Here is a 25,310-nt window from a genome sequence, read left to right on the forward strand (position 1 = left end):
ACGGCGTACTGCTTCAGTCGCAGGCATGGGTGAGCCGTTCGCGACCGGACAGGTGAGCATCGCCGCGCCACCGGCCGAGATCTACAAGCTGGTCAGCGATCCGACGATCATGGTCGAGTTCGCCGAGGAGGTCGTGCGCGCCAGCTGGCTCGGCGGGGCGCACGGGCCCGCCGTCGGCGCCAGGTTCAAGGGGCACAACCGCAATGGCTGGCGCCGGTGGGTGACCACCTGCCGGATCACCGACGCCGAGCCGGGACGAAACTTCGCGTTCGAGGTGCGGACCCCGTTCATGGTGCCGATTTCACGCTGGGAGTACGACATCCGGCCCGGCGACGGCGGCTGCACCGTGGTCGAGAACTGCTGGCTGCGCGTGCCGATGTGGTTCCGGCCGATCGCCAACTTCATCACCGGCCAGCCCGACCGCGCGGGCACCAACAACGCCAACATCGCGACCACGCTCGGCCGCCTCAAAGCCCACCTCGAGCGCGCCTGACACGGCCTGTCCAGCTGTGCACGCGTGTCGTCCATCCAGGTACGCGCGTCGTCCGGCTGTGCACGCGTGTCGTCCGTTCAGGTACGGGCGGGCAGGCGTGCGCCGATGGACGGCATCCGTACGCGGATGGACGACACGCGTGCATGAATGGACGACACGACGGCCAGACCGGAGCGCGCAGGGCTTAGCGGCGGCCTCCGGCGGCGGCGAGGTCGGCGTCGGCCATGACGTGCTCCATCAGCGTGATGAGGATCTGCTTGGTGGAGTCACGCTCGCGCGCGTCGCAGAGCAGGATCGGGACGTACGGGTCGAGGTCGAGTGCTTCGCGGACCTCTTCGGTGCCGTAGCGGTAGGCGTCGTCGAAGCAGTTGACCGCGACCACGAACGGCAGGCCGCGGCGCTCGAAGAAGTCGACGGCGGGAAAGCAGCTGTCGAGACGGCGGGTGTCGGCCATGACGACCGCGCCGAGCGCGCCGCGGGCGAGCTCGTCCCACATGAACCAGAAGCGGTTCTGGCCGGGCGTGCCGAACAGGTACAGGATCAGCTCGGGGTTGATGGTGATCCGGCCGAAGTCCAGCGCGACCGTGGTCGTCTTCTTCTTTTCCACGCCCGACAGGTCGTCGACGCCTTCGGAGGCCTCGGTGATGACCTCCTCGGTGCGCAGCGGCGGCACCTCGCTGACCGAACCGACCAGCGTGGTCTTGCCTACTCCGAAACCGCCGGCGATGATCACCTTCACCGCCGTCGCGGTGAGGCTTCGCCGACCTTCAGAGTTTCCGGATGCCATCAAGAACCGCCTGGAGTACGTGTTTGTTGGGCCTGTCGCTGACGGGTGCCGCGGTGCGGAAGATCAGCAGGTTTCCTTCGATCAGGTCGCTCAGCAGCACCTTGACCACCGGCAGCGGCAGGTCGACCATCGCGGCCACCTCGGCGACCGACATCGGATGCTGGCATATCCGCAGGATCTGCAGATACTCGGGCTCCATGTCGTACACGTCGGCCGCCGTGCGCAGCGCCACCACCAGGGTGATCAGGTCGAGGCCGATCGTGTCCGACCTGGTCCGCCCGCCGGTGACCGCGTACGGCCGGACCAGCGGACCGGCCTGGTCGTCGAACCAGATGTCTCCCGCGCGGTTCACGGCGACGTGTGCTGCACACGCGGCGCCGCGGTTAGGACCGCGCCAACCCGCTTGACCATCATGTTCATCTCATAGGCGACCATGCCCATGTCCGCGTCCTCGGTGGCGAGCAGCGCGAGGCACGCGCCGTGGCCCGCCGCGGTGACGAAGAGGAACGCGTGGTCCATCTCGACCATGGTCTGGCGCACCTGGCCGCCGCCGAAGTGGCGGCCGGTGCCGCGGGCGAGGCTCTGGAAAGCCGACGCCACCGCGGACAGGTGCTCCGCGTCTTCCTCCGAGAGGTTGCCCGAGCGGCCGATCAGCAGCCCGTCGGCGGAGAGCACGACGGCCCTGTCGGCGCCCGCGACCCGTTTGACCAGGTCGTCCAGCAACCAGTCGAGCTCACTGACTCCTGCGTTGGCCATTACGTGCGATCTCCATACGTGTCGTTGTCGAACTCCTCGTCACGGGCACGACGAGTGCCTCGCTGGAACGCGGCGAGCCGGTTCCTTGCCTGATCCGGTGACTCCTCGCGAGTCTCCTCCGGCCACTCGGTCGGCGCGTCGTTCTGCAGCTGCGGCACCAGGTTCTGCTGGCGGCGGCGCTGCGGCAGCGGCGGTCGGCCCGGCGCCATCGATCCGCCGGGACCGGCGGGCGCGGTGGGCTGCGGGGGACGCGGCGGCTGCGGCGGGCGCGCGGCAGGACGTTCCACCGGACGTTCCACCGGGCGCATCGTCTGCGTCGGCGGCTGCTGCGGACGGAACATGTCCACGCGCGGCGGGACCTCCGGCGAGCGCGGCGGCGCGGCGGCCATCACGGGCTCCGGCAGGCGCTGCGGCTCGGGCTCCGGCTCGTATTCGTACGGCGCGTCGAAGGCGGGCTCGACCGCCTCGTACTGAGGTTCCGGCTGCGGCTGCAGACGCGACGTGTGCTCCGGCTCGGTCCGGTGGCGGGGACGGCGCTCCGGCAGTTCCGGGCGCTGCTCGGCGGGCGCCACGACGGCGGTCTCCTCTGCGGCGGGCGGCGTGTCGTCTTCGTCGGTGGGCACGGCGCCGAGCAGCTCGGAGCGGATCAGCACGATCGCGCGGGTGCCGCCGTACGCGGATTCCCGCAGTGTCACCGAAATACCGTGGCGGGCGGCCAGGCGCGCGACCACGAACAGGCCGAGGCGCGGCTCGGTGGACAGCGCCATGATCCCGAAGTCCGGCGGGTTGCGCAGCATCGAGTTGAGCTGTTCAGCCTGCCCCGCTTCGATGCCGAGGCCCTGGTCCTCGACCTCGAGCACGACACCCTTGCCGACCACGTTGCCGCGGATGTCGACGCGCGCCTCCGGCGGGGAGAACGAGGTCGCGTTGTCGATCAGCTCGGCGAGCAGGTGCACGAGGTCACCGACGACCGGGCCGTTGACGGCGATGTTCGGCAGCTTCGCGACCTTCACCCGCGCGAAGTCCTCGGTCTCGGCCGAGGCGCCACGGGTCAGCTCGGTCAGCGAGACCGGGTTGCGCCAGCGTCGGCCGGGCTGCCCGCCACCGAGGATGATGAGGTTCTCGGCGTTGCGGCGGGCGCGGGTCGACAGGTGGTCGAGCTGGAACAGCGTCTCGAGCTGCTCCGGGTCCTCCTGCTTGCGCTCGGCCGCGTCGAGCACCTTGAGCTGGCGGTGCACGATGATCTGGCTGCGGTGCGCGATGTTGAGGAACACCGTCTTGGTGCCCTCACGGATCTTGGCCTCTTCCACGGCGGCCGCGATGGCGGTCTGCTGCGCGGTGTTGAACGCCGCGGCGACCTCACCGATCTCGTCGTTGCCGTGGTCGAGCAGGCGGACCTCGGAGTCGAGGTCGACGTCCTCGCCGCTGCGGACCCGGTCGACGATCTCGGGCATCCGGATCTCGGCGACGTCCAGCGTGTCTTCCCGCAGCCTGGCGAGCCTGCCGATGAGGCGGTTCGACAGCCGCAGCGCGATGATCGAAATCGCGATCGCGATGGCCAGCGCCGCGGCGGCCGCGATGGACGAGGCGATCAGCGTGTTGTCGGCCTCGTCGATGGCGCCCTCGGTGGCCTTCGAGCTCTGCGCGACGAAGACGCTCATCATCGTGTCGCCGACCTGGCGCGCGGCGGCCCGCCACTGCTCCTCCGGCACCGCGGCCGGGAGCTTCGCCTGGTTGTTGCGCAGCAACGCGTTCTCGACCGTCTGCACGGTGCGCCACGCGTCGCCTGCGATCAGCGCGTCGTACTTCGCCTTGACCTCGGGGATCATCCGGCCGACGGAAGCGTCGAGCTGGGTGTGGTAGGCGCCGATCTGGCTGATGTAGGCGCGGTAGTCCTCGTCGGAGAACCCGCCGCCGGTGACCGCGGCCGCGGCGAGCGCGTCGGACCGCTGCAGCTGGTCGATCGCGGTGAACAGCGGGACCGCGGTGATCCGCTGGTAGGCGTTCTCCGCGTTGGGCGCGTCCTGCGCGAGACCGGTGACACCGTCGACGAACTGGTCGAGGATCTTGTTGTAGAAGTTGAACGCGTCGAGCGACGGGATCTGGCCGCTGTCGACGAGCTGGCGGGTCTGCGGCAGCTTCTGGAACAGCCCGCCGACGGTCGCGATGTTGCGCTGGACGCTGTCCGGCGCGTCGCCGACGAACTTCTGCAGGTTGGCCGAGACGCCGGCGGAGGCGGCATCGGTCTTGAGGCGCTGGGCGACGAGCGCGGCGTGCTCGGTCTTGTTGCCGGCGAGCTCACGCAGGGTGAGGCGGCGCTCTTCCTGAAGCGCGACGAAGAACGGGATCGACGGGGCTTCCGATTCGCGGATCTTCGTGGCGTACTCGCGGCCGTGCACCGCGTCGTAGATCAAATAACCGCCGACCGCGAATCCGACCAGCATCAGCACGACACTCGGAATGAGGGCGATCATCAGCACTCGCGTCCGAATAGACGAAGTACCATTACGCCGAATGGAGATCTTCTTCACCGCGGTCAGTTGTCCTTCCGGCGCGCCAACGATTTTCGGCGCGGTCTGGTGTCCGTTACCTGGGTCACGCCCCCAAGTTTCGCTGGCCGGATCGGCTCAACCGTGGTCCCGCTCAGTCCCGGCACAGACCGTAAACATGAGCGGTCTTCCAGTCAAATTCAACCCGCGCGCGGTACCGCGAAACCGGTGAACCGCTGACCGCTGAAAAGGTGACACTGAAATGCGGCAACCACCGTCGGTGACTTAGGTCGCATTGCCTGGTTACCGTGCGGTAACCCGTGTCACACAATCGCCATGATCGCCCCTTCCCGTACCCATTCCGTTACTCGATCGCGCTTGCCATACCGCGCGGTATGACATGCGTCACCCCACTGAGGGATACGCGCGAAACGGGGCTTTCGTTCACCGGTTTTCCGGCGAACGAAAGCCCCGCTCAACTAAGAGGTCGGACTTCCGGCTAGCCGGTCGGGAAGTCGTCCGGCGTCCGGATACGATCCCGTACCCAGACACCGGCGGGCTTCAGCACCGAGGTGCCGGTGAAATTGTTCCCGGCACAGGTGCCCGTCTTGAAGACCGCGCCGGACCGCTCGTCGTCCGAGAAGTTCCAGTTGGTCCACCCGATCTTGTTCGCGTTCAAGAAGTCGATGTACTTCTGCGAGTAGGCGAAGTCGTTGCCGCCGTCACCACTGGAGGTCTGCGTGCCGAACTCCGTGATGAACACCGGGATCTTGTCCACGGTCCGCTTCAGCGCGTTGAGGTACTCGTCGTGGTGCGACGCCGCGTAGAAGTGGAAGGTGTACATGATGTTCGTGGCGTTGACCGGGTTGTTGAGGATGTCGCTCTCGTTACGGCCGTCGGAGATGCCGAAGGTGGCCCAGCCGTGCGTGCCGAGGAAGACGACGCCGTCCGGGTCCTGCGCGCGGATCACCGGGATGACCTGCTCGGCGTAGGACTTCACCTTCGCCCAGCTCACGCCGTTGGGCTCGTTGGCGACGTCGTAGATGATGTTGACCTTGTCCTTGTGGCGCTGGGCGATCTCGTTGAAGAAGGTCTTGGCGCGCGCGGTGTTGTAGTTCGGGTCGCCTGGGCTGAGCTGGTGCCAGTCAACAAGTGCATACATGCCGCGCTTGGTGGCCTCTTCGATGTAGTTGTGCACCAGGTCGGTGAACTTGCGCGGGTTGGTCTCGTACCCGCCTTCCTGGATGTACATCGCGATGCGCAGGATGTCGGCGCCCCAGTCGGTGGCGAGCGCGTCCAGCGAAGCGGTCTTGACGCACTGCGCGTACCACTGGATCCCGTGCGTGCTCATGCCCCGCAACTGGATCGGCTTGTTGTACTGGTTGCACAGCTTCACACCGCAGACGTGCAGCTGGCCGTTGATCGCGACCGGGGTGCTGCCGCCGGTGCACTTCGACGTGGTGACGGCGACCGGCGCGCTGCGCGCCGACCTGTTGCCCGCGCCGTCGAAGGCCTCGATGGTGAAGCTGTAGCTCGTCTCCGGGCTGAGGCCGGTGACCGTCACGGGCGGCTGCGGTGTCGTCGCGACGACGTTGCCGGTGTTCGCGATGACGTTGTACCCGGCGACGCCGACGTTGTCGGTCGCGGGCGTCCAGTTCAGCGTCACGCTCGAACAGCCGACGGCCGACGAGGTCGGCGTGCCGGGCACGGAGGGCGGGATGACGTCCGGCGGGCCTGCGACCTCGACCGACAGCGAGTCGGAGTTCGGGCCGTCGGTGCCCGCCACGGTCGCGCGGATCTTGGACGTGCCGGCTGGCAGGCTCGCCGTGATGGTCGTGGTCTTCCAGGTCGTCCACGCGCCGGTGCCGGGGAACGCGAGGTTGTCCGAGACCAGCGTGCCGTTGACGCTGATGTCGAGCGGCCGGTTGGCCGTGGTTCCGTTGGCGTAGCGGAAGGTCAGCTTCGCCGACTCCGCCTGCGCCACGGTGACGGTGTACTCGATGTACCCGCCGGTGGTGTTGTCGTAATTGACGAAGCCGGTGCCGGTGAACCCGGCGTGATTGGACTCGACCACTCCCTTGGAGATCACGGCGTTCTCGGCCTCGTACAGGACCGGGGCCGCGACGGCAGGCTGCGCGACGACCGTCGCGGCCGCGGTGGCCAGCAAGGTCAGCAGTGGGATGCGCCATCTCGAGCGGGACATTCGAATGCCTCCGGTTGGTTCAGCTGGGCGGAACGTGGGACGGCGGCGGCATGGTTAATAAAGTTTCCTAACCATTGTGTGCCCGATCACACCAGCTCCCCGATCGGCTGTCAACGGTCAAATCCGACACCGGCCGCTCAACGGTCCAACGGGTCCTTACCGGTCGTCTCGTGCACCACGTTCGACTCCGGGCCGTAGTAGAACGCCCTGACCCGGTAGGCGGCCTTCTTCTCATCGGGCATCGTGATGAGTCCGACCGCGTTGATGTCGGGATCGAGCACGGTCACCTCGCGGAAGTCCGGCGCGCCTTCGGGTTTGACCTCGAGCAGGTACCCGTCCTCGTCGCTCGCCTGGTCCGACCAGGTGAACCTGATCCCGTTGGCGTGCATGACCTCCGCGGTCAGCTTGACCGGCACTCCCCCGGCCGTCCCCCTGATCGGCCGCTTGACCACACCCGGTTCGGGCAGGGTCTTGGGTGGCGCCCACTCGTGGTCGTTCTGCTGATCGCTTTCGTTGAAGTCACCGGGCGGCAGCGTCACCTCGACCGTCTCGGAGACGGGCCCGTAGAACGGCCGCACGCGGTAGTAGAACGGCGTTTCCGGCATCAGGTCCGGATGCGTGTACGTGGTCTGCGACGGCGGCATGAACTGCAGGATCGTGAACTTGCCGTGCGGCTCGGTGGCGAACTCGACGATGCGCCCGGCCGCGCCGGGTTCGACGGCCCGCCAGGTCAGCCGGACCTCGATCGGCGTGACGAGTTCCGCGCTGAGCCGCTGCGGCTGCGGGGCCTGGCCGGGTGACGAGCACGCGCTCAGCGCGATGCCCGCCACCACGGCCAGTTTCAGCAGCTTCAAGCTACTTCTTCCAGAACTGGATGTCGCTCCACACCACGGTGATCGGGCCCTGGCCGCTCGCCGTGCGGTAGGCGCCGAACTTGTCGTAGTAACTGCCGCTCGCGCTGTTCACGGTGTTCTTCAGCGAGCCGTTGATGTACGTGCGGTGCGTCTTGCCGACCTGGTTGACGGTGTTGACGCGGACGGTGGTGCCCACGGTCGCGCCGGACGCGATCGTCGCGCCGCCTTCGACCGAGTACAACCGGCCGCCGCGTTCCACGGCCATCAGGAAGAACGGGCCCGCGCTCCCGCCGTCACGGAAAGTCTGCTTGAGACTGATCCGGCTGCCGCCCATGCTGACGATGCGGAACGAGCCTTCGAATTGGTGCGTGCCGCCGGTGTAGGTGGTGTAGCGCCGTTCCGCGCGCTGCTCGCCACTGCTGTTGGAGCAGCTCAGTGTGAAGGTCAGGTTGTTCACCGTGCCGCAGCCTTTCTGCTGCACGTTGAATCCGGGGGAATCACTGGTCCAGCCACCGGGTTCGACCTGGGCTTCGGCTGTCTGCGCGCCTAGAATAAGCGCGCCGAGGGCGGCAAGAACCGCCGTTTTCCTCAACATATTCGCGGCAACCTCTCTACATCGGGAGGCGGATGGCGGCGGCGCGCTCAGCGTAAGAGCTCCGTAAGCGAGGAACAAGATCCCTTCGGCGATTGCGGGAAATTTCCCTTACGATTAGGCTGTTCGAGCCGCCGTGTGACGTCCAGCCGAAAGGACGAACCATGGCAGGCCCGCGCCTGTTTTCTCTGCTCACAGCACTTCTGCTGGTCATTCCCGCGACACCGGCCGCCGCGGCGGGCCCGACGAAGGACTCGTGCTTGCGCACCATCCCGGTGAGCGGTAACAGCGCCTTTTCCGCCGCGCTCGCGGCTGCGAAACCCGGTGATTGCCTGTCACTCGCCGATGGTGTGTACAGCGCGGTCACGGCCAAGAATTCCGGCTCCGCCGCGAATCCGATCGTCATCTCCGCGAAGAACCGGTTGAAGGCCGGATTCACTTCCGGAACCGTCGCGGTCACCGGTTCCCACGTCACTTTCGAAGGTTTCACTTTCACGGGAAGCGCGAACTTCCGGATGACCGACACGGTCGGCTCCCGGGTGACCAGAAGTGTTTTCCGCAGTTCGGCCAAGGAATTCGTTCAGCTGTACGGCAAGAACGGCGACGGCAACCGAGTCGACCACAATGAGATGGGCCCGAAGAAACAGGAAGGCCACTTCGTCCAAATTGGACAGAATCCGTACACGCCGACCACCACGCTGGTCGACCACAACTACTTCCACGACCTCGCCGCCGGTGACCAGGGCGGGGAGGCGTTGCGAGTCGGCGGATTCGGGCCGCCCGGCGACTACTTCAAGAGCCACACGGTGTTCGAGTACAACCTGCTCGTGCACTGCGACGGCGACGCGGAGATCCTGTCACTGAAGGGATCCGCGAACACGTTCCGGTACAACACGGTCCGCGCCAGCTCCGGCACCATCAACATCAGGGCGGGCGTCGACAACGTCATCCAGGGCAACTTCGTCTTCGGCGACGGCAACAAGAAAGCGCAGGGCATCCGGCTCAGCGAGGACAACCACCTGATCTACGACAACTACGTCGAGGTCGTCGACAACCCGCTCATCCTCAACGCGGGCGACCCGAAGCCGGGCAACCCGCCGCCGGGCGTGCCGCCGACCGGCGAGTTCAAGGGGCACGCGCAGGTGCGCAACGCGGTCGTCGCGGGCAACACCTTCATCGGCGCCTCGTCCGGCGTCGACTTCGGTGGTGGCTCGGCGCCGCCGCTGAACCTGACCTTCTCCGGCAACCTCGTGCGCTCGGGCGGCACCAACGTCGGACATGGCTCCACGCCGACGAAATCGACCTACGCGGCCAACCTCCTCTTCGGTGGCACGCCGGGCATCAGCGGCCCCGGGTTCCGCGTCGCCGACCCGAAGCTGGTCCGCGTGGCCGGCGTGTTCCAGCCGGGGCCGGACAGTCCCGCGCTGCGAGCGGGCGTCTCCACGCCGATACTCACCGAGGATGTCGAAGGGCGGCAACGACTTTCGCCGCCGGACATCGGCGCCGTCGAAGCGTCGTCGACCGCCGCTGCGACGCGGCTTCCGCTCACGACGGCCGATGTGGGTCCCTCGGCGCCATGATCCACCGAGGTTGCCCGGGCGTGAGGTAGATCGCGCCCGGGCATGGGCGACCGGCCGGCCGCCCGGAGTTCCCGTACCGTGGGACTGGTGACCGACGCCCGCACCTCGCCGCTGAGCCTGCTGGACCAGGAGCAGCCGCCGCACCCTGAGCGGAAGAGCCGCCGCGGTTGCGCGATCGTCGCGATGCTCCTCGTGGCCTGTCTGGTCGCCGTGGCGATCTGGATCTTCGACAGCCTGTCGAGCCGCCCGCAGGTGCCCATCAAGCCGCGTTTCGAGGTTCCCGCGCTGCTGCCGGAGCCCAAGACGGCGATCCCCGGCGAGGCGGGCGCGCTGCCCTCGGCCGAGACGCTCGACGCGTGGGTCGCGAAGGTGTCCGACCGCACCGACATTCCCCTGCGCGCGCTGCGCGCGTACGTCAACGCCGCCACCGTCACGGCGGAGAAGTCGCCTGACTGCCGGATCACCTGGGCGACCATCGCGGGCATCGGCCGGATCGAGTCGCAGCACGGCAGGCACGGCAACTCCGACGTCGACGCCGACGGTGACGTGAGCCCGCCGATCATCGGGCCCGCGCTCGACGGCTCGCCCGGGTTCCAGAAGATCCCCGACACCGACAAGGGCAAGCTCGACACCGACGCCGAGTGGGACCGCGCGGTCGGCCCGATGCAGTTCCTGCCCGCCACCTGGAAGCGGTGGAGTGTCCGTGCCAACGGTGACGGCGCCGCGCCCGATCCGCAGAACATCGACGACGCCGCGCTCACCACCGCTCGCTACATGTGCGCGAAGGGCGGTGACCTGGCCGATCCGGTCGGCTGGTGGACCGCCGTGCTGACGTACAACAACTCGGCCGCCTATGGCCGCGAGGTGTTCAGCAATGCCGACGCCTATGGGAAAGCCGCTTTGAAGCCTTAACCACGCGCGCAGAATTCCTTGGCGTGCGAGATCGACGTGGTGAACTCGATTCCGAGATTCGTCAGTTGCATCGACTGGCGGACTTTCGCCAGTGAATCCGCCAGCGGCTGATATCCGGCGTCACCGGCCGCGGCCGCCTCCGCGAGTTCGGCCGCCGCGTCCCAGCGGCGCGCGACCGTCAGATCCAGGCCTTTCAGTGTCGGTATCTCCGCCTTGCCGATCACCAGACAGGCCGCCGCGGCGTCCGCCGCCGCGCCACTCGGCGTGTCCGAAGTCGCCGTGGCCGACCAGGCGATGGCGACCCCGCCGCCACCGACCAGCAGGCCCAGCACCACCCCGGCGCCGAACAGCGCGCCCCGCCGGATCGGCCCGCCGAACGCGCTCGGCTCGGTCATGCGACTCCCCGTGCAGCGTGCCGGTCAGGACCCAACGACGGTACGTGAGCGGGCCGCCGATCACGACGGGCGCGGGAGGCGCCGGTGCGAACCGTTGTCAGTCCGGCAGTAAACGCGTGACCAAGCGCGTCAATTGCCGCACGTTGCGGCATTCATGCATCGGAATGCAAGTGGCGTATTCGTGCGCGGCCGAGTCGCCGGTCGACCACAGTTCGGTGCGTTCCGGGTTGAGCCAATAAGCATGTTTAGCCGACGCAATGATCCGGCGCAGTGCGGGCAGATTCGGATCGCCGCCGTTCGTGCGGGCATCGCCCAGGATGAGCACGGAGGTCCGCGAACCGACCGCGTCGGCGTAGCGCTCGGTGAACTCCCGCAGCGAGTTGCCGTAGTCGCTGTGCCCGTCCCAGCGGGTCAGCGTCGCGTCGGCGAGGATGCGAGCGCCGAGGTCCTCCGGATCGGCGGCGCCGCTGTCGACCAGGTGCGTGATCTCGTCGCAGGCGTCGATGAACGCGAAGACCCTGATCTTGCTGAACTGGTCCCGCAGCGCCTGGACCAGCAGCATGGTGAAGTTCGCGAACCCGGCCACCGAGCCGGAGAGATCGCACAGCAGCACGATTTCCGGCCGTCCCGGCGCGTGCCTGCGGTAGGCGGGCTTGAGCGGGACCCCGCCGGTGGACAGCGACCGCCGCAACGTCCGCCGCAGATCCATCTGCCCGCGCGCGTGCCTGCGCCGCCGCGCGGCCAGCCGGGTGGCGAGCTTGCGCGAGAGCGGATGCACGGCCCGCCGCAGCTCGGCGAGCTGTGCCCGGCTGGCCAGCAGGAAGTCGACGCGATCGGCGCTCGGCGCCACCCCGTGCCGCGCGACGCGTTCGCGCCCACGCAGTTCGGCGGCCCGGCGGCGGGCTTCGGTGCGCACCAGCTCGCGGAAGTCTTCGACGCGGCGCCTGACGTCGTCGCGGTCGAGCCGGTCGGTGAACTCCGCGGGCGTGCCGGCGCGGATGGCCGCGAGCACGCGCACGATCAGCGTCTGCGGCTGCAGCTTGTCCAGCGCCTGATGCGCCGACCAGCCACCGCCGGCGCCGTTGGCCTCGCCGTACTGCCCGAGCAGGTCGACGGCTAGCCCGGCGAGCTGGGTGAGCTCGGCCCGGTCGTTGGCCGCGAGCGCGTCCGCGAGCTGATCGCGCAGGTCCTCGGCGCCGGTCGGGGTGGCGCGGGCCCGTTCGGGCGCGCCCTCGCCGAGCGGGAAGTAGAGATCGAAGGTCGCGTCGAACACGGCCCGCTGTCCCCCGCGCCGCACGAGCGCGGCGGCCAGGCCCTCGCGCGCCCGTTCGCGATCGGCGAGCCCGAGCACCTTGAGCGCGGCGGCGGCGTCGACGGTCTCGCTCGGCCCCGCCGGAATCCCGTGCTCCCGCAAGGCTTCCACGAACTCGACGAGCCGCGACGGCACACTCATGACTTGTCGAGCTCCAGCCGGGCGTCGGCCTTGACCACGTCATCCTGGTGCTTGAGGATCACGCCGAGCGTCGCGCGCACGACGTCCTCGCTCAGCTTGTCGGCGCCGAGCGCGAGCAGCGTTCGCGCCCAGTCGATGGTTTCGGCCACCGACGGCGCCTTGCGCAGCTCCATCGCCCGTAGCGCGGTGATCACCTTGACCAGCGACTCGGCGACTGTGTCGTCAAGCCCCGGCACCTTGAGCCGGACGATGCGCTGCTCGAGTTCCGCGTCCGGGAACCCGATGTGCAGGAACAGGCACCGGCGGCGCAGCGCCTCGGACAGCTCGCGGGTGGCGTTGGACGTGAGCACGACGAACGGCGGCCGGGACGCCCGGATGGTGCCCAGCTCCGGCACGGTGATCTGGAAGTCGCCGAGCACCTCGAGCAGCAGGCCCTCGATCTCGACGTCGGCCTTGTCGGTCTCGTCGATGAGCAGCACGGTCGGCTCGTCGCCCTTGATCGCGGTGAGCAGCGGCCTGGCGAGCAGGAACTCCTCGCTGAAGATGTCGGTCCGCGCGTCGTCCCACGTCTCGTCACGGCCCGCGGTGATCCGCAGCAGCTGCTTGGCGTGGTTCCACTCGTACAGCGCCCGCGACTCGTCGACGCCCTCGTAACACTGCAGCCGCACCAGCCGCGACCCGCTGGCCTGCGCGACCGCCTTGGCCAGCTCGGTCTTGCCAACGCCAGCCGGTCCCTCGATCAGCAGCGGCTTACCCAGCACATCGGCGAGGAACACGGTGGTCGCCACGGCCTCGGACGCCAGATACCCGGTCTCGGCCAGCCTGGCCTCGACATCGTCCACCGACTCAAAGAACTTGGTCCCGGTCACCCCCGCGACTCTACCCGCCAGTAACCCCCACGTTAGCCCGAAAGCCACTTTCGTCAGGTGTGACAGCCCGAAAGCCACTTTCGTCAGGTGTGATAGCCCGAAAGCCACTTTCGTCAGATCGCATCTGACGAAAGCCACTTTCGGGCTTTCATAGGCGCGTCAGGCTCGCGACCCGCGACCCTGAAGCCGGGTCGGCCGGCGCCGCCGAGCCGAGCGTGCGCGATGGCCGGACCGTGGACGTGACAAGAGTCGCCCTTGTCACCCAGAGCACCACAAGGGCGGCCCTTGTCACGTGCGAACGCCGTGCCCAGCCCACCTCAAGGGTCAGGCTAGGGATTCGAGGTGGGCGGCGACGTCGGGTGGGGTGGGCATCGCGGCGATCTCGGCCGCGACCTCGCGGGAGGCCAGGCGGAGCTTTTCGTCGGTCAAGACCCGGGTGAGCAGGGCGGGAGAGAGGTCTTCGGCGACGGCGCGCAGGCCGGCGCCCCGGGCGTGGACCGCGTCGGCGTTGGCGTAGCGGTCGGAGCCGTCGGGGAGGATGAGCTGGGGGACGCCGTGGGCGAGGGTGGTGAGCGCGGTTCCGCCGCCGCCGTGGTGGATGGTCGCGTCCGAGCCCGCGACGACGCCGTCCCATGGGACCCAGCCCACCGCGCGCACATTGGCCGGTAACTCGCCGAGCGTCGAGATGTCGATCTTGCCCATCACCAGCACGAACTCGGCGTCCACCTCGGCCGCCGCCGCGATGAGGTGGTCGAGCCTGCTGAGGCCGTCGACCTTCGGCGGGACGGTGCCGAGTGTCACCGCCACTCTCGGCCGGTCCGCGCGGGAAGCGAGCCAGGCGGGCAGGGTGGACACGCCGTTGAAGGCGACCGGGCGTATCGGCCAGCCGTCTTCCTGGGCGGGGGCCATGCTGCGCGGCGCGATGTCCAGCACGCCGAGTGGCGACGGGACGTCGATGCCGAGCCGGTCCAGCGCCGGCGCCAGGTCGGCCAGCATCAGGTCGCGCAGATGACCCGTCCGGATGAAACCCAGGTCGAACTGCAGCGCGGGGACACCGAGCTTGGCCGCGGCGAGCAACCCGGCAGGGAAGAGGTAGTCGTAGACGATCACGTCGGGCCGCCAGCACCGTCCGAGGTCCACAAAGGACTCGACGGCGGAGTCGTTGACGAGGGCCGCGAGCCGGACGAAGACCTCCCGGTCACCCGAATTCGTCTCGACGGTACGCGCGAGCAGGTCCGGACGCTCCTTCGCCGCGCGACGGCGAAGCTCGGTGCGCCAGTCCAAACCGGGGCACGCGTTGACGAAGGGTAAACCGGAGGAGGTCACCACTTCGCCGCCGTCAAGTGAACCGAACAATACTTCGTTGCCTCTGGCATGTAACGCGGCCGCCAGCGGCACTAACGGGAACAGGTGCCCGATAGCCGGGACACCGGCGAACAGTACGCGCATCTTTCGGCTCACTTCCGACGCATTACACCGGTTAAGCCCGGACACTACCAGCCCGCACCTCCCCTATTCCGGACAAATTAGGGGTAGCAATGGCGCGCGGGCCACGTTTAGCCTTGCATGAAACGGGGCAACCGCGACCGATGTGGCAGGTATGACGACGAATAGCGAACCCAGCACCGCGCCGGCACTGATCGGCGAGCGACTGACCCTCTCGGCGTTCTCGCAGCTCTCGGGCACGCTGTCCAGCTACCCGTACGTCAAGCTGGTGGTGGACAGAGAGACCTCGAAGATCCACTTCATCAACAGCGCGCATGATCTCTTCCACGTGAAATACATCGCGCGGCATATTCTTGGAATTCCGATGATGGAATTGGAGAATTCGCTCGACTCGTTCAACTACGAGGTCTACAACAAACCGGACCGCCGATTCTGCCTCGGTATTCTCTCGCTGCACAAGCTGCCCGATCCCGAGGTGAACCAGGAACCGCGGTTCTTCTCGCTGGAAACCGTCGAAGCGGACACCATGACCGCCGAGATGCTGCAGTTCTTCTACAATTTCGTCCGCGACCACGTCGACCAGGCATTACCGCTGCTGCTCAAGCCGGCCAATCATCTGCAAGAGGGGTACGTCGAGCAGATCCCGGCGGCCGAACTGCCCCGCATCCTCGCGCACGAGCTGTTCTCCTCCGCGCCGTTCGTCGCACTGAACCCCGGCAAGACCTGGGGCAGGCTGCGGCTGTTCCAGACCGAGCAGGACTACCGCGAGACCACGGATCCCTTGCAGTGGCACGACATCATCGCCATGCACCGGGTGCCGGACGACATCCCCCGCCTCGCCGGGATCATCAACGCCGAGCACACCACCCCGCTGTCCCACACCAACATCCTGGCGGCGGGCTGGCAGATCCCCAACGCGGTCCAGCTCGGCGTGTTCGAGATGGCCGATGGCCTCGACGGCCAGTGGGTCGAGTACACAGTGGACGGCGCGGAGACCGCGATCGGCCTCCAGCGCATCGAGCGGCCGTCCGAAGCGGACAATCACCCGTCGTGGGTCGCCAGCCAGGTGGTGCTGGAACGCCCCGAGGTCACCGAGAGCCCGATCGTGCCACTGTCCGGCCTGCGCTGGGCCGACGCGTACCGCTACGGCACCAAGGCGGCCAACCTCGGCGAGCTGTTCGAGGTGATGGAGCACGGCTCCAACCGGCTGTTCGGCTTCTACCGCATCCCGCGCCCGCCACGGAAGAACCTGCTGGGCTACCTCGCGAAGCAGCTCGGCGTCGCCGACCCCGACGACGCGACCGCGATGGCGGCCGCCGCGGCCAAGCTGTTCGCCGACCATCTCAGCGTGCCACGCGGGATAGCGCTTCCTTTCTCGCTGCACCAACGGTTCCTGGAGTCCTCGCCGAGCATCCAGCAGGCCATCGGCAAGCTCAAGATGGCGCTCGAACTCGGCGCCCGCGAGGTCGACGCGCTGTGCGTGCAGCTGCAGCGGCTCATCCGGGGCGCCAAGATCCCGCAGCCGATCCTCAAAGAGATCGACGACGCGATCATCGAGCACCTGTCCGGCACCAGCACCTTCGTCGTGCGCAGCTCGTCGAACGCCGAAGATCTCGCGGGCTTCTCCGCGGCGGGCATCTACGAGTCGATCAACCACGTCAGCACCGCGCTCACCATCGTCGACAGCATCAAGGAGGTCTGGGCCTCGCTGGTGTCCGCGCGCAGCGTGCGGCTGCGCGAGCAGGCGGGCATCTCGCTCGACGACTGCTACATGGGCGTGATCATCCAGGAGCAGGTCGCCGCCGACCTCGGTGGCGTGCTGGTCACCAGCAATCCCATGGCGCAGAGCGACTTCCGCAACGTCTACCTCAACGCCACGCCGAAGGTCACCGACGTGATGGAGGGCAACACCGTCCCGTTGCAGTACCTCTACAACACGGTCGAGGGCGGTGGCCGCACGGTCTCGCTCGGCGCGGCGGGCGTCGACCTCGACACCGCGGCCAAGGACCAGCTGCAGAAGCTCGCGCTCGCGGGCCGCCTGCTGCAGTCGCATTTCGCGCCCGACTACACCTTCGGCAGCCCGGTCGACATCGAGTGGGCGGCGGACGCGAAGACGGTGTACCTGCTCCAGCTACGCCCGTACGCGGGGTGACCGACGTCAGCCGGGTGATCCGGCTCTACAAGACCTTCTCCCTGTTCAACGGGCTGCTGTGGTGGCTGCCCATCTTCTACCTGTACCAGCGGCAGGTCGGGCTTTCCGACGGCGAGATCTTCGGCATCCAGAGCATCTACTACGTCGCGTTCCTGCTGCTGGACATCCCCGCGAGTGTGCTGGCCGACCGGTTCGACTACCGGAAATTTCTCGTCGCGGGCGCCGGAACGCTCCTGCTCGCGAATCTGGCGCCGGTGCTGTGGCCGTCCTACTTCGGTTTCCTGTCGCATTTCCTGCTGACCGCTGTCGCTTATTCACTGACCTCCGGCGCGGGAAGCGCGTACCTGTACGAATATCTGCACCGCCGGGGCGCCGACGACCGTTATCGCCAGGCCGAGGGCGGCGCGCGGGCGTACAGCCTGGTCGGCCGGATCGTCTGCCTCCCTGCCGCCGGTCTGCTGATGCAGTGGTACATGCCGTCGCCGTATCTGCTTTCGGCGCTCAGTGTCGGCGTCGCCGCGGTCGTCGCGATGCGGCTGCCACCGCTGCCCGGCGACCAGCCGCACGAGAAGGCCGAGAAATGGGGTTCGCTCGGGCCGTCCTGGGTGCTGCTGCGCAAGTCGCGGATGCTGATCCTGCTGATGGTGCAAGGCGTCGCGGTGTTCACACTGGTCCGGATCCTGCAGAGCAACCTGTTCCAGCCGATCCTCGACTCGAAGCAGCTGCCGGTGGCCGCGTTCGGCCTGGTGATGGCCGGCACGACGGTGTTCGAGGCGCTCGGCGCGGCGCGGCCGTCGTGGCCGAGGCGCTATCTCGGCGACATCCGGGCGATCTTCGCGCTGACCCTGATCATGGGCGGCTGCCTGGCGCTCGTGGTCCCGGCCGGGCTCGCGGCGACGATCGCGTGCCTGTGCGTGTTCTCGTTCTCCAGCGGCCTGGCGTTCCCGATCCAACGCCAGCTGATCAACAACGCGATCACCGACCCACGCTGCCGCGCCACCCTGCTCTCGCTCGAATCACTGATCGACCGCGCGGTGTGCGCACTGGTCATCCTGGCGCTCGGCAGCTACCTGTCCGCCGGGAAGATGAACGAGTTCCTCATTCTCGTGGCCATCGGCACCGCCGTCTTGATGGGCGCACTCGTCTCCTTGATCTATCTGGTCAAACGACAGCAACGCGTGCCGAGCTTGAAGGGAACATGATGAGCAAGATCCTCTACCTCTATGTCAGAGGTGGCGCGCCGCTGGAGTACGCGTTCCCGCGCATCGCCGCCTGCGGCGAACTCCACGTGCTCGCGCTGAGCCCGATGCCGGAAGCGGGCGAGGACGACTGGCGCCCCGCGTGCACCAGCATCACCGAGCGCCGGACCGACCTGCGCGGTGACGCGCTCGTCGACTACGTCGCCGAGTTCGCGCGGGAGCTCGGCGCGGACGCGATCCTCACACTGTCCGAGTTCGCCGTGCTGATGGTCTCGCGGGTCGCCGCCAAGCTCGGCCTGCGCGGCGCAGGGCCGAACCTGGTGAAGGCTCGCGACAAACGGCTGATGCGCGAAGCCTGGGCGGCCGCGGGCTCCCCGATCCCCGATTTCCGGCGCGTCACCAGCGAAAACGACCTCCGCGACGCCTTGGAGACGTTGCGTGCGCCGATGCTGCTCAAGCCAGCCTGGGGTGCGGGCTCGGTCGCCCAGCTGGTGCTCACCGAGCCCAGCGAGGCCGGTCCGGCGTGGGCCGAGGTCGCCCAGGCGCTGCAGAAGGGCAGCGAGGTCGGCATGAACGAGCTGTACCAGTCGGGCACGGACGGCGACCTGCTGGTCGAGGAGATCATCGACAGCTCCACCGAGGGCTGGTACCCGGACGCGGGCTACGGCGACTACGTCAGCGTCGAAGGCATCGTCGCGGACGGGGTCTATCACTCGCTGTGCATCACCGGGCGGCTACCGGCGATCCCGCCGTTCACCGAGGTCGCGAGCACCGCGCCGTGCGCGCTGCCGGTCGACCTGCAGCGTCAGCTCGAAGAGGTCTCACGCCAAGCCGTCGACGCGCTCGGCCTCGACACCTGCGGCACGCACACCGAACTCAAGCTCACTCGCGAAGGCCCGATGCTGATCGAGACGGGCGCGCGGTTCGGCGGCGTGCTGATCACCGAGGAGATCGAGACCGTCTACGGCCTCGACGTGATCGGCATGCTCACCCGCCAGCTGCTCGGCGAGGACGTCGACTACCCGTCACGCATGCTCGTCGAGGGCACGCGCGCGGCGGCGTCGGTCGCGGTGATCCCCACCGATGCCGCCGGAAACCCTTGGCGGTCAACGCCTTTGTGGAACCCGGCCGCCGTCGACTGGAGCCGTATCCTGTCGCCGGGCAGCACCATCGAGGAGTCGAAGGCGTTCGCCATGCCCACCGGCCAGCCGGTCCCGCCCTACGATCAGTCGGGCGGCTCCCGCAACTGGCTCGGCGTGTTCCTGGTGACCGCGAACGACGCGGAAACCCTGCGCCGCGACTGCAACGCCGTCCTCAATGGACTGGAAGCGGCCCTGAATCGCCTTTCCCTGCAAGCGGTTCGCTAGCCCACGCCTCCCGAGTGGTGGTGACCAGCTTGCCCGTTTCCCAGGATTCCTTGATGGCCAACGCGATCAGGTGATCCTGGGAAGCCTCGGCGAGCGGGTACGGCTGGTTCCCGATCTGTTCGAGCATGCTCGCGATGGCGATCTCTTCATCGGAAAGTCTTGCGGGGAAATAAGGATTGCGCCAGCAGACCTCACCGTCGAGACTCAGCGTGTCGAGCGCGTGACCTTCGAGGTTACTGTCCATTCCGGTCTGCCTGCGCTCGATCCGGCTCCGCGCGGTCATCCGGTGCACGACATCGTCGACGATCTCGCCGTGCGTCCCGCTGACGACGTGCCGATGTGTCCTCAGTGGATGCCACCACTGCCCGTCGGTGAAGTCGTAGAGCCCGATCTTGCCGTCGCCGAAGTCGAGCGTGGCGACCACCCGGTGCGCGGTGGTGACCTCCTCATGGTCCGGCCAGCCGGACCGATCCGGGCCTTTCACCAGCGGCGCCGCGAACCGACGCGCGCTCACGGTCACGGGCGCGAACCCGACGCCGAGCAGCCCGCGCATGAGCGCGACGGCGTGGTAATCGTGCGTCGACGACACCTGCGCACCGGTGACCGTGCCGAGAGTTCCGTTGCGCGCCAAGCTTTCCCTGACGGCGTGCATCGGCTGAAAGCGATACTGCTCGGCCACCTGCACGAGCCCTGACGCGCCAACCTCTGCCCAAAGCTTGCGCAGTTCCTCGCGGTCGCGCGCCGGCGGAGTCTCGGAGAGCACGGGCAAGCCGTTCCGGACCAATTCGGTCACGACCGCGGGATTGGCGTCGCGGGGCACGGAGGTCACGACGAAGTCCGGGTTCCGTGTGAGCAGGCCGTCGATATCCCGGAAAGTGGGCACGCCCCAGGCCTGTTCGAGTTCGGCGCCGCGCTCGGCCGTGCGCGTGACCATGCCGACGACGGTGAACCGCTCCGGCAGCGCACGCGCGATCCGGAGATAGAAGTCCGCGCGCCAGCCATGCCCGACGATGCCGAACCGGAACGGTTTCATGCCCCCGAGCTTAGAGTTTCTTTCGGGCATCATGGCCCCGAAGCCCGCCCTTTCGGGCAAGGAAAGCCTCACCCGTTCGGTCTAGCTTGGCGTCATGACGGTCATCGACGGTTTCGAGCGCGCCGAGCGCCTCGGCCTCCTGCACGCGACGGCCGAAGACGAGCGGCTGGACGGCCGCATCGTCACCGTCAACGGCACCCGGATGGTCAACTTCGGCTCCTGTGGTTACACCGGGCTGGAAACCCATCCCTCGCTCAAGGCCGCGGTGATCGAGGCGGTTCAGCGCTATGGCACGCAGTTCTCGGCGACCAGGGCCTATGTCTCGTCCCCCGACTACCCCGCGACGGAAGCCGCGCTGAGCGAGCTGTTCGGGCGCCCGGCGCTGGTCACTTCCAGCACGAGCATGGCGAACATGGCCGCCATCTGCACGCTGACGACCGACCGCGACCTGATCCTGATCGACGCGCAGGCACACCGCAGCGTCCAGATGGCGACCATGATCGCCCGGGGACAAGGCAGCGAGGTGCAGGTCGTGCCGCACAGCAACATCGCGGCGCTGAGCAGGAAACTCACCGAGGCCGCCGGCCGGTACCGCCGCGTCTGGTACCTCGCCGACGGCCTCTACAGCATGTTCGGCGACTTCGCGCCGATCGACGGCCTGAACCGCCTCGTGGCCGAACACCCTGACCTCTGGCTCCTGCTCGACGACGCCCACTCGGTTTCGTGGACCGGCACGCACGGCCGCGGCCATGTGCTCGAACACCTCAGCCGGTCCGCACTGGACCGCACCGTGGTGACCGCGTCACTGAACAAGTCCTTCGGCGCGGCGGGCGGCGCGATCGCGTTTCCCGACCAGGCGATGCGGGATCAGGTGTTCTCCTATGGCTGGCCGATGATCTTCTCCGGCCCGGTGCAGCCACCCATGCTCGCGGCCATCCGCGCCTCCGCCGAACTGCATCTTTCCGGCGAGATCATCGGCCGCCAGACCCGGCTGCGGGACGCGATCCGGTTCTTCAACACCGAAGCCGCGCGGCGTGGGCTGCCGCTGGTGTTCGAGAACGAGACGCCGATCCGGTACGTGGCGGCGGGCGACACGGCCTCGGCCATCAACTTGGCGGAACGGCTCCAGAAGGCGGGTTTCCTCGTCAACTGCGCGAGCTACCCGGCCGTGCCGCCGAAGCGCTCGGGCATCCGGGTCGCCTTGACCTTGCACCAGCGGAAAGAAGACATCATCGGGCTGGTCGAGTCGATCGCGGAAAGCCTGCCGCGCGCACTGGCGGACGAAGACATTTCGTCGGCCGAACTCGTCCGCGGGTTCCATCGTGAGTTCGCCGGGCGTGAAGTGACGCTACGAGAAGTCGGCGCCTGGTAAGAATCGGGACCATGCAGGAGGATGCGACTCGCTGGACGGTGCACGGCTCACAAAGGATCTACGCCTCGCCGTGGGTCAACCTCGATCTCGACGACGTCGAAATCCCCGGCGGGAGACGGTTCGGCCACCACGTGATCCGGTTCGACCGCCCTTCCGTCGGCGCCGTGATCGTCGAGGACGATCGCGTTCTCTTGACGCGTCGGCACCGGTTCACCATCGGCAGGTCGGGCTGGGAAATCCCGGCGGGCTGGTGCGACGAGGACGAGACACCGATGGTGGCTGTCCGGCGTGAGGCATTGGAGGAGACCGGTTACGCGGTCTCCTCCGTCGAGCATCTGTTCACGCACTATCCACTCGCGGGGATCAGCACGCACCAGTTCCAGCTGTTCGTCTGCGGCGGCGCCGTCAAGCAAGGCGAGGCCGACCGGAGCGAGACCGCGGAGCTCGGCTGGTTCACCTGGCCGGAGGTTCGCGCGCTGATCCAGGACGGCGAAATCCCCGACGGCAGCTCGATGATCGCGCTGACCTTCTACCTCAGTACTCGTCGATGATCTTGCGCAGCGCGCGGTGCATTTGCTCCAGGGTCTCGACGCCGATGAAGTCGCGCAGTTTCCGCTCCAGCTCGCCGATCAGGGTGAACGCGGTCTCGACCGCGCGCTCGCCCCGCTCGGTGAAGACGATGAGCTTGGCGCGCCGGTCGCCGGGGTCGGGGATGCGGCGCACGTAGCCGAGCTTCTCCAGGTCGTCGACCAGCTCACCCATGGCCTGCGGGGTCATCACCGCCTTCTCGGCGAGCCTGGTGAGCCGGATGCCCTCGTGCTCCATGTTGATGAACACGGTCGCGTGCGCGGGCCGGACGTCGGGGTCGGCCGCCTTGCCCGCTTCGTTGATCTCCTCCGACAGCCGCAGGTAGGCCAGGTAGAGCAGCGCCGGGGTGTTGTCTTCCACGCGTCCTCCTCGTACTCTTCAGGGAGCATTATATTCAGGCAGCCTTACTAAATCCAAGGAGCACGCCGGTGACCGAGTACTGGGGCGACATCGACAGCGAGCGCGCGAGCCTCGCCGACCAGCTGGACGACCTGACCGAGGCGGAGTGGAAGACCCCTTCGCTCTGCGCGGGCTGGACGGCGCGCGAGGTCGTCGCGCATCTGACGTATCCGACGCGGGAGACCTGGGGCGAGATGATCCGCGGACTGATCAAGGCCAGGGGCGACTTCGACCGGATGACCCACGAGTCGGCGCTCAAGGAGGCCGCGCCGCTGAGCAACGCCGAACTCGTCGCCGGGCTGCGCGCCATCGTGGGCTCGCGCAAGCTGGCTCCGCTGACCAAGCCGAGTGAGCCGCTGTTCGAGATCCTGCTGCACGCCCAGGACATCATGCGCCCGCTCGGCCGGACGCGGACGATGCCGCCGCCTGCCGCGCTGAAGGCGGCCGAGCGCATCTGGTCGATGGGATTTCCGTTCAACGCCAAGAAAAACCTGAAGGGTTTCCGGCTCAACGCGGTCGACGTCAGCTGGTCGGAAGGTGACGGCGAGCTGATCGAGGGTCCCATCGAGGACCTCCTGCTGCTGATCTCGGGACGGACCGGGATCGCACTCCCCCGGTTGTCCGGCGACGGCGCCGCGGCACTCAAGACCAAGGAGCAGTCATGACCGGCTACTGGCGCGAGGTCGACCACGAGCGGGCCACGCTCGCCGACCAGCTGACCGAACTGTCCGAAGAGGAATGGAACCGGCAGAGCCTCTGCGACAAGTGGCTCGTCCGCGACGTCGTCGCGCATCTGTCGATACTGAAGCTGATGAGCGTCGGCCGGTCCGTTGCCGAGGCCGTGCGCGCCCGCGGCGACTTCGACCGGATGATCGTGAACATCACCGCCGACGTCGCCGGGCGGCACACCAACGCGCGACTGGTGACCGAATTGCGGTCAATGATCGGATCACGCAAGCGAGCGCCGGGCACCAAGCCGACCGAGCCGCTGCTCGACATCCTGGTGCACGGCCAGGACATCATGGTCCCGCTCGGCCGCGAGCGCGCGATACCGGCCGCGGCCGGGCTGGTCGCGCTGGAGCGCGTGTGGACGATCGGCTTCCCGTTCCACGCCAAGAAGAAGCTGCGCGGCCTGCGGCTCAAGACCACCGACGCCGACTGGTCCGGTGGCGACGGCGAACTCGTCGAGGGTCCGTTGCGCGCCATCCTGCTGCTGGCCGCGGGCCGCGTCGAAGGCGCGCTTCCTGATCTTTCCGGGGACGGCGTCGAAGCACTCAAAGCTCGGATGACCAGCTAGTATCCCGAATCGTGACCTACGTTGCGGCGACCAGCCGATACGACTCGTTCCCCTACCGGCGCTGCGGCCGGAGCGGACTGAAGCTCCCCGCCATCTCACTCGGCCTGTGGCACAACTTCGGCCACGACAAGCCGTTCGACACCCAGCGCGCCATCGCCAGGCGCGCGTTCGACCTCGGGATCACCCACTTCGACCTGGCCAACAACTACGGCCCGCCGTACGGCTCGGCCGAGACGAACTTCGGGCGCATGCTCGCCGACGACTTCAAGCCGTACCGCGACGAGCTGATCGTGTCGTCGAAGGCCGGCTACGACATGTGGCCGGGCCCGTACGGCGAGTGGGGCTCGCGCAAGTACCTGCTGGCCTCGCTCGACCAGTCGCTGGGCAGGCTCGGCCTGGACTACGTCGACATCTTCTACTCGCACCGGTTCGACCCGGAGACCCCGCTGGAGGAGACCGTCGGCGCGCTCGACACCGCGGTCCGCTCCGGCAAGGCGCTGTACGTGGGCATTTCCTCGTACTCGTCGGAGAAGACCCGCGAGGCCGCGCGGCTGCTGCGTGAGCTGGGCACTCCCCTGCTCATCCACCAGCCGTCGTACTCGATGTTCAACCGCTGGACCGAAGAGGACCGGCTGCTCGACACCCTCGAAGCCGAGGGCGCGGGCTGCATCGCGTTCTCCCCGCTCGCGCAGGGCCTGCTGACCAGCCGGTACCTCGACGGCGTGCCGTCGGACTCGCGCGCGGCGCAAGGCAAGTCGCTCAATCCGACCACGATCGACGAGACCGCGCTCGCGAAGGTCCGCGCGCTCAACGAGATCGCCCAGCGCCGCGGCCAGTCCCTCGCGCAGCTCGCGCTGGCGTGGGGCCTGCGTGACCCGCGCATGACCTCGGTGCTCATCGGCGCGAGCAGCGTCAAGCAGCTCGAGGACAACGTCGGCGCGCTGGCCAACCTCGACTTCACCGCCGAGGAGCTCCGCGACATCGACCAGTACGCCACCGAGGGCGACATCAACCTCTGGAAGAAGTCGACCGACGCCTGAGGCCCGGGGATAAAGCGGGCTTTATCCCGGGTGC

The 25,310-nt window shown here is 68.0% G+C and carries 24 protein-coding genes; 11 read left to right on the top strand and 13 right to left on the bottom strand.

Annotated features, from left to right (window positions below; translation table 11 throughout):
* Positions 1-25: 25 nt before the first annotated feature.
* The gene (locus BLV57_RS19365) at positions 26-493 is read left to right on the top strand and encodes an SRPBCC family protein (protein WP_091290643.1); all 468 of its coding nucleotides are present in this window, start codon (positions 26-28) and stop codon (positions 491-493) included.
* A 184-nt stretch (positions 494-677) separates the two neighbouring features.
* Here the strand turns inward: BLV57_RS19365 and BLV57_RS19370 are convergent, their stop codons facing one another.
* The 7 genes from BLV57_RS19370 to BLV57_RS19400 form a co-directional block, all read right to left on the bottom strand.
* Positions 678-1,280 (bottom strand): GTP-binding protein, encoded by a 603-nt coding sequence (locus BLV57_RS19370; RefSeq protein ID WP_091290647.1) that lies wholly within the window; start codon positions 1,278-1,280, stop codon positions 678-680.
* Positions 1,261-1,632 carry a DUF742 domain-containing protein gene (locus tag BLV57_RS19375; protein ID WP_091290650.1) on the bottom strand — a complete coding sequence of 124 codons (372 nt, stop codon included), beginning with the start codon at positions 1,630-1,632 and terminating at the stop codon, positions 1,261-1,263. The genes BLV57_RS19370 and BLV57_RS19375 overlap by 20 nt, the downstream gene beginning before the upstream one ends.
* Positions 1,629-2,036 carry a roadblock/LC7 domain-containing protein gene (locus tag BLV57_RS19380; RefSeq protein ID WP_091290651.1) on the bottom strand — a complete coding sequence of 136 codons (408 nt, stop codon included), beginning with the start codon at positions 2,034-2,036 and terminating at the stop codon, positions 1,629-1,631. Before BLV57_RS19380 ends, BLV57_RS19375 begins: the two co-directional genes overlap by 4 nt.
* Positions 2,036-4,510: a sensor histidine kinase gene (locus BLV57_RS19385; RefSeq protein WP_245757406.1), complete on the bottom strand. Its 2,475-nt coding sequence runs from the start codon at positions 4,508-4,510 to the stop codon at positions 2,036-2,038. Before BLV57_RS19385 ends, BLV57_RS19380 begins: the two co-directional genes overlap by 1 nt.
* Positions 4,511-5,024: 514 nt before the next feature.
* Entirely contained in the window at positions 5,025-6,728 is a 1,704-nt protein-coding gene (locus tag BLV57_RS19390) for a cellulase family glycosylhydrolase (protein ID WP_091290654.1), read from the bottom strand.
* A 137-nt stretch (positions 6,729-6,865) separates the two neighbouring features.
* Complete coding sequence (locus tag BLV57_RS19395) at positions 6,866-7,582, bottom strand: fibronectin type III domain-containing protein (protein ID WP_245757407.1); 717 nt, start codon at positions 7,580-7,582, stop codon at positions 6,866-6,868.
* Position 7,583: 1 nt separating this feature from the next.
* The gene (locus BLV57_RS19400) at positions 7,584-8,177 is read right to left on the bottom strand and encodes a hypothetical protein (protein WP_091290656.1); all 594 of its coding nucleotides are present in this window, start codon (positions 8,175-8,177) and stop codon (positions 7,584-7,586) included.
* A 161-nt stretch (positions 8,178-8,338) separates the two neighbouring features.
* Between BLV57_RS19400 and BLV57_RS19405 the strand changes: the two genes are divergently transcribed.
* The gene (locus BLV57_RS19405; protein WP_091290659.1) at positions 8,339-9,754 is read left to right on the top strand and encodes a polysaccharide lyase 6 family protein; all 1,416 of its coding nucleotides are present in this window, start codon (positions 8,339-8,341) and stop codon (positions 9,752-9,754) included.
* An 87-nt stretch (positions 9,755-9,841) separates the two neighbouring features.
* Positions 9,842-10,666: a lytic transglycosylase domain-containing protein gene (locus tag BLV57_RS19410; RefSeq protein ID WP_245757408.1), complete on the top strand. Its 825-nt coding sequence runs from the start codon at positions 9,842-9,844 to the stop codon at positions 10,664-10,666.
* On the opposite strand, the gene BLV57_RS19415 is transcribed toward BLV57_RS19410, so the two are convergent.
* The 4 genes from BLV57_RS19415 to BLV57_RS19430 form a co-directional block, all read right to left on the bottom strand.
* Positions 10,663-11,061 carry a hypothetical protein gene (locus BLV57_RS19415; protein ID WP_091290663.1) on the bottom strand — a complete coding sequence of 133 codons (399 nt, stop codon included), beginning with the start codon at positions 11,059-11,061 and terminating at the stop codon, positions 10,663-10,665. The two genes, BLV57_RS19410 and BLV57_RS19415, sit on opposite strands and share 4 nt — an antisense overlap.
* A 97-nt stretch (positions 11,062-11,158) precedes the next feature.
* Entirely contained in the window at positions 11,159-12,514 is a 1,356-nt protein-coding gene (locus BLV57_RS19420; protein WP_091290665.1) for a vWA domain-containing protein, read from the bottom strand.
* Positions 12,511-13,383, bottom strand: coding sequence for an AAA family ATPase (locus BLV57_RS19425; RefSeq protein ID WP_091290667.1), 873 nt, complete (start codon positions 13,381-13,383; stop codon positions 12,511-12,513). The genes BLV57_RS19420 and BLV57_RS19425 overlap by 4 nt, the downstream gene beginning before the upstream one ends.
* Positions 13,384-13,707: 324 nt before the next feature.
* The gene (locus BLV57_RS19430) at positions 13,708-14,832 is read right to left on the bottom strand and encodes a glycosyltransferase (RefSeq protein ID WP_091290669.1); all 1,125 of its coding nucleotides are present in this window, start codon (positions 14,830-14,832) and stop codon (positions 13,708-13,710) included.
* Positions 14,833-14,983: 151 nt separating this feature from the next.
* Here BLV57_RS19430 and BLV57_RS19435 point away from each other — a divergent pair, with 151 nt between their 5' ends.
* The 3 genes from BLV57_RS19435 to BLV57_RS19445 are packed head-to-tail and all read left to right on the top strand — an operon-like array spanning position 14,984 to position 19,547.
* Complete coding sequence (locus BLV57_RS19435) at positions 14,984-16,981, top strand: PEP/pyruvate-binding domain-containing protein (protein WP_091290671.1); 1,998 nt, start codon at positions 14,984-14,986, stop codon at positions 16,979-16,981.
* Positions 16,978-18,183: an MFS transporter gene (locus BLV57_RS19440; RefSeq protein WP_091290674.1), complete on the top strand. Its 1,206-nt coding sequence runs from the start codon at positions 16,978-16,980 to the stop codon at positions 18,181-18,183. Before BLV57_RS19435 ends, BLV57_RS19440 begins: the two co-directional genes overlap by 4 nt.
* Entirely contained in the window at positions 18,183-19,547 is a 1,365-nt protein-coding gene (locus BLV57_RS19445; protein ID WP_091290676.1) for an ATP-grasp domain-containing protein, read from the top strand. Before BLV57_RS19440 ends, BLV57_RS19445 begins: the two co-directional genes overlap by 1 nt.
* On the opposite strand, the gene BLV57_RS19450 is transcribed toward BLV57_RS19445, so the two are convergent.
* A complete protein-coding gene (locus BLV57_RS19450) occupies positions 19,495-20,580 on the bottom strand; it encodes a Gfo/Idh/MocA family protein (protein WP_091290678.1) in 1,086 nt (361 codons plus the stop codon). The genes BLV57_RS19445 and BLV57_RS19450 overlap by 53 nt on opposite strands.
* Positions 20,581-20,674: 94 nt before the next feature.
* Here BLV57_RS19450 and BLV57_RS19455 point away from each other — a divergent pair, with 94 nt between their 5' ends.
* Together BLV57_RS19455 and BLV57_RS19460 are read left to right on the top strand one after the other, a co-directional pair.
* Complete coding sequence (locus tag BLV57_RS19455; RefSeq protein ID WP_091290681.1) at positions 20,675-21,952, top strand: aminotransferase class I/II-fold pyridoxal phosphate-dependent enzyme; 1,278 nt, start codon at positions 20,675-20,677, stop codon at positions 21,950-21,952.
* A gap of 11 nt (positions 21,953-21,963) precedes the next feature.
* The gene (locus BLV57_RS19460; RefSeq protein ID WP_091290683.1) at positions 21,964-22,503 is read left to right on the top strand and encodes an NUDIX hydrolase; all 540 of its coding nucleotides are present in this window, start codon (positions 21,964-21,966) and stop codon (positions 22,501-22,503) included.
* On the opposite strand, the gene BLV57_RS19465 is transcribed toward BLV57_RS19460, so the two are convergent.
* On the bottom strand, positions 22,487-22,900 hold the full coding sequence (locus BLV57_RS19465; RefSeq protein ID WP_245757409.1) for a MarR family winged helix-turn-helix transcriptional regulator: 414 nt from the start codon (positions 22,898-22,900) through the stop codon (positions 22,487-22,489). The two genes, BLV57_RS19460 and BLV57_RS19465, sit on opposite strands and share 17 nt — an antisense overlap.
* Positions 22,901-22,968: 68 nt before the next feature.
* Here BLV57_RS19465 and BLV57_RS19470 point away from each other — a divergent pair, with 68 nt between their 5' ends.
* Genes BLV57_RS19470 through mgrA form a run of 3 tightly spaced genes read left to right on the top strand, consistent with a single transcriptional unit; the run spans position 22,969 to position 25,276 of the window.
* Complete coding sequence (locus tag BLV57_RS19470; protein ID WP_091290686.1) at positions 22,969-23,604, top strand: maleylpyruvate isomerase family mycothiol-dependent enzyme; 636 nt, start codon at positions 22,969-22,971, stop codon at positions 23,602-23,604.
* A complete protein-coding gene (locus BLV57_RS19475) occupies positions 23,601-24,236 on the top strand; it encodes a maleylpyruvate isomerase family mycothiol-dependent enzyme (protein WP_091290688.1) in 636 nt (211 codons plus the stop codon). Before BLV57_RS19470 ends, BLV57_RS19475 begins: the two co-directional genes overlap by 4 nt.
* An 8-nt stretch (positions 24,237-24,244) precedes the next feature.
* Positions 24,245-25,276, top strand: a complete 1,032-nt coding sequence (mgrA, locus tag BLV57_RS19480; RefSeq protein ID WP_425426019.1) for an L-glyceraldehyde 3-phosphate reductase — start codon at positions 24,245-24,247, stop codon at positions 25,274-25,276.
* Positions 25,277-25,310 lie beyond the last annotated feature (34 nt).

The organism is Amycolatopsis xylanica, from assembly GCF_900107045.1.
GTDB lineage: Bacteria > Actinomycetota > Actinomycetes > Mycobacteriales > Pseudonocardiaceae > Amycolatopsis > Amycolatopsis xylanica.